The organism is Kitasatospora sp. NPDC057512, assembly GCF_042802135.1.
Taxonomy (GTDB): domain Bacteria; phylum Actinomycetota; class Actinomycetes; order Streptomycetales; family Streptomycetaceae; genus Kitasatospora.
Genome location: NZ_JBHVET010000289.1, coordinates 1 through 9,705, shown reverse-complemented (window position 1 = coordinate 9,705; position 9,705 = coordinate 1). Strand labels below are relative to the sequence as shown.

The following is a 9,705-nucleotide window of genomic DNA, read 5'->3' as shown; positions in this document are numbered from 1 at the left end:
GGTCGGGGTCGACTCGGGCGGCCTGCGCCGCTGTCCGGCTGGCCGGTTCGTCGGTTCGCCGGTCGTACGGTCCGTCAGCTGTGGCGGCCGCGGCGGCGGGCGGCCAGTACGGCCAGACCGCCGAGACCGAGCAGGCCGACGCCCGCCAGGCCGAAGACCACCGGGGCGTTGCCCGCGCCCGTGGAGGGCAGCTCACCGCCACCGGGGTGCTGGCTGGTCGGCGCCTTGGTCGGGTGGTGGCTGGTCGGGCCCGGCCCGGCGCTCGACGTCGTCGCGCTGGCCGACGGCGAGGTCGGTGCCGGCGAGGTCGGCGCCGGAGAGGTCGGTGCCGGGGACGTCGGCGCAGGGGACGTCGGGCTCGGCGAGGTCGGGGACGGGGACGTCGGCGCCGGAGAGGTGGGGGACGGCGACGTCGGGCTCGGCGAGGTCGGCGAGGGGGACGTGGGCGAGGGGGACGTGGGCGAGGGGGACGGCGTCGGCGAGGTCGGCGACGGGCTGGGCGTCACGGCGCAGTCCGGCAGGTCGCCGTCGAACGGGTAGCTGTGGATCTCGTAGCCGCCGGTACCGGTGTGGACCAGGTTGCCCGCCAGGTACACCCGGCCGTTCATGCCCGGCTGGGCGATGGTCGTGGTGCCGCCCGGGTTGCCGGCCATGACCGAGCCCTGGAACTGGGCACTGCCGAGGATCTGCGCCGAGGTCGCGGTCGGGAAGTTGTACATCAGCTTCGAGCGCATGTCGGTGGTCTGGTCCCCGGCCAGGCCGGTGCCGGTGTAGGTGTTGATGATCGGACTGTCCCCGAGCATGTTCACCACGACGGTGGCGCCGGCCGGGATGTTGTTGAAGACCAGGCCGATCTGCCCGCCGGACGGCGAGGCGAGGTTCTGGGTGACGTTGAAGACCTGCTTCATGCTGGTCCCGTCGCCGGTGAAGGTCGCCTGGCTCGGGGAGACGTCGACGGTGCCGGTCGCGGCGGCCCGGCCGACGCAGTCGGAGACCTCCTCGATCTGGGTCAGCACCGACTGGTAGGGCGCGGCCGCGTTCGGGTCCTGGATCGACTCGCCGGTGGGGTCGATGTTCACGGTGCCGGTGACGGAGCCCGCGTGGCGCAGGTTGCCGAAGGCCGGGCCGTGCGAGTCGCTGCCGCCGATCAGGATCGCGTTGCCGGTCAGCACGTCGACGTTGCCGCCGGTGGTCACGAAGTCGCTGCCGTTCGGCGGCACCACGCGCGAGCCGACGCCGACGACGCCCATGTTGTAGATGCCGCCGCCGTTCTTGTCGACGGTCAGGTTCCCCAGCGTGACGATCTTGCCCTCGGCCTCCGCGGCGCGGCCGGTCACCGTGTAGTCGCCGCCGGTGAAGACGTTGATGGTGGCGTCGCGGCCGGGGAAGTCGCCGTTGTTGGGCGGCGGCCAGGTGGCGGGGCAGTCGGGCCCGGAGCAGGCACCCAGCGGCGGGGCCAGCGGAGCGGCGGAACCGACCGTCAGCACCGCGGCCAGCGGCAGCGCGGTGAGGACGGTCGCCACCGCGACCCGGACGGCCCGGCGCCTTCGTGTGGCCGGTGTTCTCACGGCGGTCGTTCTGTGATCCGGCGAACCGGTGGCCTGACCCATCGACAATTCCTCCGTGCATGAGAAAAGGACAGGTCGGGATGACCTGCCATGTTCCGTGCCATCTGCTGGCGATCTCACAGATCCGGGACATCCAACCCCAAAACGGACTATCCGCACCCTACAGACCCTCAGGTCGGATCTGAAATTCATACGTTCGGAGCAGCACTTCCTTGGGCAGGCGCCGACGGACGGCAAGGGGGCCAAACCTTCTGCGACAAGCTTTAGGTTGGAGGCATGACCACCGAGGCCCAGGAACAGAGCGCGCCGCTCGTCGCCGTCGCGTCCGCCGACGCCGTACTGCGGCACCCCGAGGCGGGCGAACACCTGCTGACCGCCATGGAGCGGGAGCGCGCCGCGCGCTTCCGGCACGAGTCCGGGCGGACCGACTTCACCGCCGGCCACGTCCTGGTCCGGCTCTGCGCCGCCCGGCTGCTCGACGTGCCGGTGGCCGGCCTCGTCCTCGCCCAGCAGTGCCCGGACTGCGGGCTCGCCGACCACGGCAAGCCCTACCTGCCGGACCACCCCGGAGTGCACGTGAGCCTGTCCCACACCCGGGGCGTGGTCGCGGCCGGCGCCGGGTTCCAGCCGGTCGGGGTCGACGTCGAGCTGTCCACCCGGGGCGGCTCGCTGCGCTCGGTCGCCCGCCGGGTGCTCGCCCCGGCCGAGCTCGCCCTGGTCGAGGCCGACCCGGAGCCGGAGCGGGCGTTCCTGCGGCTCTGGGTGCGCAAGGAGTCGCTGATCAAGATCGGGCGGGCCACCCTGGACACCCTCGGCCGGGTCGACCTCTCCGCCCTGCCGCTGGCCGTCCCGCCGGGCGCCCCGCTGCGCAGCCGGTACGAGGACCTGCACCTGCTCGACTGGACCGACCCGGAGCACGCCGCCGCGGTCGCGGCCGTCAGCACCGCCCCGCCCCGGATCGTGGAGCTCACGGCGGTGGGCTGAGCACAGGAGGCTGGGGCGCCGGGCCTCGGCGGGCCTCGCCGGGCCGACGGCGGGCTCCGGCGCCCACCCGCGCGGTGGGCCGGTGAATAAGCGGTGTTAGCGTGCCTGGTCGTGGGCCCGCCGATCGCGTGTGCCCCGCCGCCCAGCTGACCAGCCGACCAGCTGCCCACCGGATTCAAGAGGGTGCCCCGCCATGGCCAAGTTCCTGCTGAGCCTGCACGTCCTCGTGTCGGTCCTGTTCATAGGCCCGGTCGCGGTGGCCGTCAGCATGTTCCCGCGCCGGGCGAAGGCCGCGCTGGCCGGCGGACCGGACCGGGCCTCCGACGCCGGCGTGCTGCGGGTGCTGCACCGGATCACCCAGGTCTACGCGCTGCTCGGGGTCGCGGTGCCGGTGCTGGGCATCGGCCTGGCCCAGGTGATGGACGTGCTCGGGCAGTCCTGGGTGATCGTCTCGATGGTGCTGACCGCGATCGCCGCGCTCTCCCTCCTGCTCTTCGTGCTGCCCGGCCAGCAGGCGGCCGTGGACGCGCTCGAACTCGACCCGTCGGACGAGCAGCACGCCAAGGCCGTCGGCGGCCTGAAGCTGCTGCCGATGACCGCCGGGGTGTTCAACCTGCTGTGGGCCGTGGTCGTGGTGCTCATGGTCATCCGCCCGGGGTCGAGCACCGGCGTCTGAGCCCTGCTCCCCCGGGCCCTGCTCGCCCGGGCCCCGATCACCTGATCGCCTGGTCCCCCGCGCCCCCTCCCGCCGACCGGGGTCGTTCGAGTACCGTCCTGGGCCATGACGATCATGGCGGGCATGGGCAGCCCGACGGGAACCGGCGTCGGCCCGCTGCTGCGCGGCTGGCGGGTACGACGGCAGCTCAGCCAGCTGCAACTGGCGCTGCGGGCGGACTCCTCGGCCCGCCACCTCAGCTTCGTCGAGAACGGCCGCTCCCGCCCCAGCCGGCAGCTGGTGCTGCGGCTGGCCGAGGAACTGGACGTCCCGGTACGCGAGCGCAACGCCCTGCTGCTGGCGGCCGGGTACGCCCCGCACTACCCCGAGACACCGCTGGACGATCCGTCGATGGCCGCGCTGCGCGGCGGACTGGAGCGGCTGCTGGCCGCCCACGACCCGTACCCGGCGGTCGTGGTCGACGGGTCCTTCCGGGTGCTGGCGGCCAACCGCTCGCTCGGACTGCTCCTGGACGGCGTCGCCCCGCACCTGCTGGAGCCGCCGTTCAACGCGATCCGGGTCACCCTGCACCCGGACGGGCTCGCGCCGCGCATCGTCAACCTGCGGCAGTGGCGGCGGCACCTGCTGGAGCGGATGGAGCGGCAGCTGGAGCTGGTCCGCGCCGAGCCGCTGCGCCGGCTGTACGAGGAGGTCCGCGGCTACCCCGAACCGGCCGATGACCCGGTGGACGAGCCGGCCGACGGCCGGGTGGACGGGCCGGCCGCGTACGGAGCCCCGTTCGCGCTGCCGATGCGGATCCGGTACGAGGGGCAGGTGCTCTCCTTCCTCTCCACCATCGCGACCTTCAACACGCCGCTGGACGTCACCGTCTCCGAGCTGGCCATGGAGACCTTCCTGCCGGCCGACGCGGAGACGGTGCGGTTCCTGCAGTCAGTGGTCGGACCGGAACGCTAACCCCGCTGCCGGGCCCGGCGCCGCAGGGCGGTGAACTGGAGGACGGCGAACAGGGCCACCGCCGCGGCCTGCACCGGGATCCAGACGAACCCGGCGGTGGTCGGCTCCAGCCACGCCTCCATCGCGACCAGGCTGAACACCACCCAGGCCAGGTTGACGCCGATCACCGCCCGCACCCCCGGCCCCGGCGGCTGCCGCCGGGCGGCCAGCGCGCCGACCGCGAGGGCGTACCCGAGCAGGAGCAGCCCGACCTCGACCAGGGTGCTGCGGCCCGCGCCGAGCAGGTCGCCGAGCGGACCGGAGAAGGCCAGGTAGGCCAGGCCGTTGCCGCCGGTCATCAGGGCGTCCAGGGTCAGGGCGCCGCGCACCGTCCACGGGGAGAGGACGGAACCGGGCCGGGCGGGGCTGAGGGTGTTCGCGTGGGCGGACATGGCGGATCGCCTCCTGTCGGGGGTGGGCCCCGGGACCGTGGCGGCCGTACCGGGTGCCCCCACCCTGCCCGGCCCGGCGGCGGGCGTCGATTACCCCTCAGGTAAGGGCGGGCGCCCGGGCACCGGGCTGTGGGACGTCGGGCTACGGCCGCCGGGGCGGCTGCCGGAGCAGGACGCCCGCCCGCTTCACCGCGCGGGCGGTGATGGTGGTCTCGGCCCGGGTGACGCCGAGCGGGCCGAGGGTGTCGGTGAGGAAGCGGTACAGCTCGCCGTGGTCCGGGCAGAACACCGTGGCCAGCAGGTTGGCCGGGCCGCTGGTGGCGAACACCCCGTGCACCCGCGGGTGGCGGGCCAGCACCGTGCCGACCTCGGCGATCCGGCCGGGCGGCACGTCCAGCCAGAGGTTGGCGTCCACGGCCAGGCCGAGCAGCCGCGGGTCCACGGTGGCGTGGGTACGCAGCAGCCCGGCCCCGTCCAGCCGGTGCAGCCGGCGGCGCACCGTGGACTCGGGCGCGCCCACGGCCCCGGCCAGTACGGCGTGGGACTGCCGGGCGTCCTCGCCGAGCCGCTCCAGCAGCGCGCGGTCGAGGCCGTCCAGCGGCGGGGGTACGGCGGGGCGCGGGACGGCCGGACGGGCGAGCGCGGCGGCCTCCTCCCCGGTCAGGTACCCGGCCCGCCACTGCCCGGCGTCGGCGAAGGCGTGCAGCACGGCGTGGGTGGTGGTCTCGGTGACGGCGCCGGTCGCGGGCAACTGCCCGTACAGCAGCCGGTCGCGGGAGCCGGCGTCGGTGAGCACCACGGCGCCGACCTCGTGGCCGCCGAGCATCACGTCGACGAACGGCACGTCGGGGCGGTCGGCGAGGGCCCGCGCGATGGCGTCCACCCGGCCGCTCAGCACCCGGACCCGCAGCAGCAGCGCGCCCACGGCGGTGTCCTCGACGTCCGGCAGCCGGACCACCCGCAGCACCCCGGCCTGCCGCATCCGGCCCAGCCGGCGGGTGACCGTCCGGGCGGAGACGCCCAGCACCTCGGCGATCCGGCCGGGCTCGGCCCGTCCGTCCACCTGGAGGGCGCACACCAGGCGGCGGTCGAGGGCGTCCAGCACGCTGTCCGGATCGGCGGTGGAGAGGTCCATGGTGTCCGATCCCCGCCACTCCCGGCGGCTGCTGCGTCCTGTTCGGCAGCCCCGACGGTACTCCTTGTCCCGGGCGGCCGGAGCGGACACCGGCCCGGAGCGAGGAGGAGTCACCGTGACGGACGGGCTGTGGGGGCTGGCGGAGGGTGTGGAGGCCGCGGTGCGCGAGGTCGGTGCGGGGCTGGCGGCACGCCGGTCCGCCGAGCCGGTCACGGCGCGGACCGTCGAGGAGGCGGCGGCCCGCTTCGCCGAGCTGGACGGCCCGGCGGCCGCCGCCCTGCGGGAGCGGCTGACCGCGCTGCGCCCGCGGGCCGGCTGGGTGTCCGAGGAGCCGGACGGCCCCGTGCCCGCCGAGGGCGAGTGGTGGCTGTGCGACGCGACCGACGGCGCGGTGCAGTACCTGCTCGGGCAGCCGCACTGGGCGGTGACCGCCACGCTGGTGCGGGACGGCGCGGCGGTGCTCGCCGTGGTGCACGCCCCGGAGCAGGACGGCCGCACCTACCGGGCGGTGCTCGGCGGCGGGGCCGAGCTGGACGGGCGGCCGATCGCGCCCCTGGAACGGGAGTTGGCCGTCACCGTCGCCGCCACCAGCCAGCCGCCCCGGGTGGCCGCCGACCCGGTGGCGCTGCGCCGGGCCGGCGAGTCGCTGTCCGCGATGGCGGGCGCGGTCCTGGCGGTGCGCAACCTCGGTCCGACCGCGCTCCAGGTGGCCCAGGTCGGCTCCGGGCACCTGGCGCTGTTCTGGGAGTACGGCCTCGACGCGGGCAACCTGCTGCCCGGCGCGCTGATCGCGCGCGAGGCGGGCGCCACGGTGACGGACGCCGCCGGGGCGGCCTGGACGGCCGGCTCCGACGGCTTCCTCGCCGCCGCGCCCGGGCTGCACGCCCGGGCGCTGGAGGTGCTGCGGACGGTGCGGTGATCAGCCCGCCGGTCCGGGCTCCGGCTCCGGCTCGGGTCGCGGTTCGAGTTCCGGTTGGGGTCGCGGTTCGGGTCGCGGTTCGGGTTCCGGTTGGGATCGCGGGCCGGATCCCGGTTCGGGTCGCGGGCCGAGTCCGAAGAGGGCAGCCGCGTTGTCGTGGCAGACCGCCCGCAGCCACTCCTCCCCCAGCCCCAGCCCGGCCAGCGCCTCCAGCTGGTGGACGTACCGGTAGGGGATGTTGGGGAAGTCGCTGCCGAGCAGGACGCGCTCCCGCAGCCCGCGCAGGCGCGGCAGTTCCGCACGCGGGAACGGGACGTCGGCCTCGGCGAAGTCGGTGAACGCGATGGTGGTGTCCAGTCGGACGGCCGGGTGGCGCTCGGCCAGGTCCAGGAAGTCGCGGTACTCGGGCATCCCGAGGTGGGCGACCACCAGGACCAGGCCGGGGTGCCGCTCCAGCACCGCGCCGATCGGGCCGGGGCCGGTGAACTTGCCCGGCACCGGCCCGGACCCGCAGTGGGTGACCACCGGGGTGCCGGTCTCGGCGAGCAGCCCCCAGACCCCGTCCAGCAGCGGGTCCGCCGGGTCGTAGCCGCCGACCTGGAGGTGCGCCTTGAACACCCGGGCGCCGTCCTCGATCGCCCGGGCCACGTAGTCGGGCGCCCCGGGCTCGGGGAAGAAGGTCGCGGTGTGCAGGCACTCCGGGGTGCGGGCGGCGAAGTCGGCGGCCCAGCCGTTCAGCCAGCCGGCCATGCCGGGCTTGTGCGGGTAGAGCATGGACGTGAACGCCCGGACGCCGAAGTCCCGCAGCCGCCGGACCCGTTGCTCCTCGGCCTCGCGGTAGGTGATCGGCCACGGGCGGTTCACCAGCGGGCCGGCCGCGTCGAAGTACGCCCACACCTTGTCGAGGACGTTCTTCGGCATGAAGTGGGTGTGCACGTCGATCAGCCCCGGCAGGCCGAGGTCCCGCCAGAACGCCCGGACGCCGTCCACCTCCCGCTCGCCGTCCGCCTCCCGGTCGCTCACGCGATCACCGGGCGGGCGCGGTCGATGATCGCCCCGGTGTCGACGCCGGACGGCAGGGTGCCGAAGGCCGCGCCGTGGTCGCCGCCGAGCCGGCTCGCGCAGAACGCGTCGGCCACCGCCGGGCTGCCGTACCGGACCAGCAGCGAGCCCTGGAGGGCCAGCGCCATCGACTCGACCAGCCGGCGGGTGCGGTACTCCAGGTCCCCCGGGTCGGTCAGCTCCTTGCGCAGCGCGGCGACGGCCGCGTCCAGCCGGCGGTCCGCGCCGGCGGCGGCGTCGAGTTCGCCGAGGAAGGCCTCGACGGTCTCCGGGCGCTTGGCCATGGCGCGCAGCGCGTCCAGGGCGGCGACGTTGCCGGAGCCCTCCCAGATCGACACCAGCGGCGCCTCCCGGTAGAGCCGGGGCATCCCGGACTCCTCCACGTAGCCGTTGCCGCCCAGGCACTCCAGCGCCTCGGCGGCGTGCGCCGGACCGCGCTTGCACACCCAGTACTTGGCCACCGCGAGGCCCAACCGCCGGACCAGCGCGTCGGTTTCGTCGCCGGCCAGGGCGCGGTCGGTGGCCCGGGCGAGCCGCATCGCGACGATCGTGGCCGCCTCGGACTCCACCACCAGGTCGGCGAGCACGTTGCGCATCAGCGGCTGGTCGACCAGCGCCTTGCCGAACGCCCGCCGGTGCAGGGCGTGGTGCACCGCCCGGGTCGCGCCGTAGCGCATGCCGGAGGCCGCGCCGACGGTGCAGTCCAGGCGGGTCATGTTGACCATCTCGATGATGGTCGGGACGCCCCGGCCCTCCTCGCCGACCAGCCAGCCCACCGCGCCGTCGTACTCCAGCTCGGCGGAGGCGTTGGACTTGTTGCCGAGCTTGTCCTTGAGCCGCATCAGCTGCAGGCGGTTGCGGCCGCCGTCCGGCAGGACGCGCGGCAGCACGAAGCAGCTGAGGCCGCCCGGGGCCTGGGCGAGGGTCAGGAAGAGGTCGGACATCGGCGCCGAGGTGAACCACTTGTGGCCGGTGAGCCGGTAGGTGCCGTCGGCGTGCGGGGTGGCGGTGGTGGTGTTGGTGCGGACGTCCGAGCCGCCCTGCTTCTCGGTCATCGACATGCCGGCGATCAGCCCGCGCTTGGTACGCGGCTCGCGCAGCCCGTAGTCGTACTCCCGGGCGGCCAGCAGCGGCTCCAACTCGGCGGCCAGGGCCGGGTTGGCGCGCAGGGCCGGGACGGCGGCGTAGGTCATCGAGATCGGGCAGGTGTGGCCGGCCTCGACCTGGCCCCAGACGAAGAACCGGGCGGCGCGGGCGGAGTGGGCACCGGGGCGCTCGTCGCGCCAGGGGGCGGCGTGCAGGCCGTACCCGACGGCGGTGCGCATCAGCTCGTGCCAGGCCGGGTGGAACTCGACCTCGTCGATCCGGTGGCCGAAGCGGTCGTGGGTGCGCAGCACCGGCGGGTTCTCGTTGGCCAGCCGGGCCCACTCGGCGGCCTGCTCGGAACCGGCCAGCCGGCCCAGCTCGCGCAGCTCGGGCTCGGCCCAGCCGGCGTCGGCCCGCCGGAGGGCGGCGAGCAGGGTGGGGTCGGCGGCGGTGTCGTGTCCGTACGGCAGGGGCACCTGGTTGGTGACCTCATGCGTCGCTGTCATCGCGTCCTCCCAGGGCACGCAGGGTGAAGGAGACCAGGGCGGGGACCACCGTGGTCTTGTCGCTCTCTTCGGGCTCGGCGGTTCCGGTCTCGGCTGCTCCGGGTGCGGCAGCTCCGGGTGCGGCTTGACCGGGTGCGGCGGCGAGCGGGCCGGCCAGGGCCTCGCCGACCGCGCCGACCAGGGCGGCGGCGGTCAGCACCGGGTCCTGCTCGGGCAGTTCGCCGCTCGCCACGGCGGCGGCGATCTCGGTGGCGATCACGTCCCGGAACGCCCGCCGGAACACCAGGCGCTCCTCGTCCACGACCGCGTCGGCCGGCTCGACCAGCAGCGCGTACGCCAGCCGGGGCGCGCGCAGGGCGCGGGCGGCGAAGGTCTCGACCACGG

Annotated in this window: 9 protein-coding genes and 1 pseudogene; 4 read left to right on the top strand and 6 right to left on the bottom strand. The window is 75.2% G+C overall.

Annotation, left to right across the window (positions count from 1 at the left end; genetic code table 11):
* Nucleotides 1-74: 74 nt before the first annotated feature.
* The gene (locus ACFU6K_RS19980; protein WP_380664766.1) at nucleotides 75-1,568 is read right to left on the bottom strand and encodes a choice-of-anchor A family protein; all 1,494 of its coding nucleotides are present in this window, start codon (nucleotides 1,566-1,568) and stop codon (nucleotides 75-77) included.
* Between the two features lie 276 nt (nucleotides 1,569-1,844).
* On the opposite strand from ACFU6K_RS19980, the gene ACFU6K_RS19975 reads away from it, so the two are divergent.
* From ACFU6K_RS19975 to ACFU6K_RS19965, 3 genes are all read left to right on the top strand, one after another.
* Complete coding sequence (locus ACFU6K_RS19975; protein WP_380664764.1) at nucleotides 1,845-2,552, top strand: 4'-phosphopantetheinyl transferase family protein; 708 nt, start codon at nucleotides 1,845-1,847, stop codon at nucleotides 2,550-2,552.
* Nucleotides 2,553-2,745: 193 nt separating this feature from the next.
* A complete protein-coding gene (locus ACFU6K_RS19970; protein WP_380664762.1) occupies nucleotides 2,746-3,228 on the top strand; it encodes a hypothetical protein in 483 nt (160 codons plus the stop codon).
* A gap of 105 nt (nucleotides 3,229-3,333) precedes the next feature.
* Nucleotides 3,334-4,182, top strand: a complete 849-nt coding sequence (locus ACFU6K_RS19965; RefSeq protein WP_380664759.1) for a helix-turn-helix domain-containing protein — start codon at nucleotides 3,334-3,336, stop codon at nucleotides 4,180-4,182.
* Here the strand turns inward: ACFU6K_RS19965 and ACFU6K_RS19960 are convergent.
* Entirely contained in the window at nucleotides 4,179-4,613 is a 435-nt protein-coding gene (locus ACFU6K_RS19960; RefSeq protein ID WP_380664757.1) for a hypothetical protein, read from the bottom strand. The genes ACFU6K_RS19965 and ACFU6K_RS19960 overlap by 4 nt on opposite strands.
* Before the next feature lie 142 nt (nucleotides 4,614-4,755).
* Nucleotides 4,756-5,748: an Lrp/AsnC family transcriptional regulator gene (locus tag ACFU6K_RS19955; RefSeq protein WP_380664755.1), complete on the bottom strand. Its 993-nt coding sequence runs from the start codon at nucleotides 5,746-5,748 to the stop codon at nucleotides 4,756-4,758.
* 115 nt (nucleotides 5,749-5,863) lie between these two features.
* Between ACFU6K_RS19955 and ACFU6K_RS19950 the strand changes: the two genes are divergently transcribed.
* A complete protein-coding gene (locus tag ACFU6K_RS19950; protein ID WP_380664753.1) occupies nucleotides 5,864-6,667 on the top strand; it encodes an inositol monophosphatase family protein in 804 nt (267 codons plus the stop codon).
* Here ACFU6K_RS19950 and ACFU6K_RS19945 read toward each other — a convergent pair whose 3' ends face one another.
* From ACFU6K_RS19945 to ACFU6K_RS19935, 3 genes and pseudogenes are all read right to left on the bottom strand, one after another.
* Entirely contained in the window at nucleotides 6,668-7,690 is a 1,023-nt protein-coding gene (locus tag ACFU6K_RS19945; protein WP_380664751.1) for an amidohydrolase family protein, read from the bottom strand.
* Nucleotides 7,687-9,321, bottom strand: coding sequence for an acyl-CoA dehydrogenase family protein (locus ACFU6K_RS19940; RefSeq protein WP_380664749.1), 1,635 nt, complete (start codon nucleotides 9,319-9,321; stop codon nucleotides 7,687-7,689). The genes ACFU6K_RS19945 and ACFU6K_RS19940 overlap by 4 nt, the downstream gene beginning before the upstream one ends.
* A pseudogene (locus ACFU6K_RS19935) lies at nucleotides 9,305-9,705 on the bottom strand (hypothetical protein); the annotation flags it as partial. The pseudogene ACFU6K_RS19935 and the gene ACFU6K_RS19940, both read right to left, overlap by 17 nt.

Bases quoted from the DNA above. Each gene is read 5' to 3' on its own strand.
- ACFU6K_RS19975 (WP_380664764.1), top strand. From the start codon at position 1,845: ATGACCACCGAGGCCCAGGAACAGAGCGCGCCGCTCGTCGCCGTCGCG.
- ACFU6K_RS19970 (WP_380664762.1), top strand. From the start codon at position 2,746: ATGGCCAAGTTCCTGCTGAGCCTGCACGTCCTCGTGTCGGTCCTGTTC.
- ACFU6K_RS19965 (WP_380664759.1), top strand. From the start codon at position 3,334: ATGACGATCATGGCGGGCATGGGCAGCCCGACGGGAACCGGCGTCGGC.
- ACFU6K_RS19960 (WP_380664757.1), bottom strand. From the start codon at position 4,613: ATGTCCGCCCACGCGAACACCCTCAGCCCCGCCCGGCCCGGTTCCGTC.
- ACFU6K_RS19955 (WP_380664755.1), bottom strand. From the start codon at position 5,748: ATGGACCTCTCCACCGCCGATCCGGACAGCGTGCTGGACGCCCTCGAC.
- ACFU6K_RS19940 (WP_380664749.1), bottom strand. From the start codon at position 9,321: ATGACAGCGACGCATGAGGTCACCAACCAGGTGCCCCTGCCGTACGGA.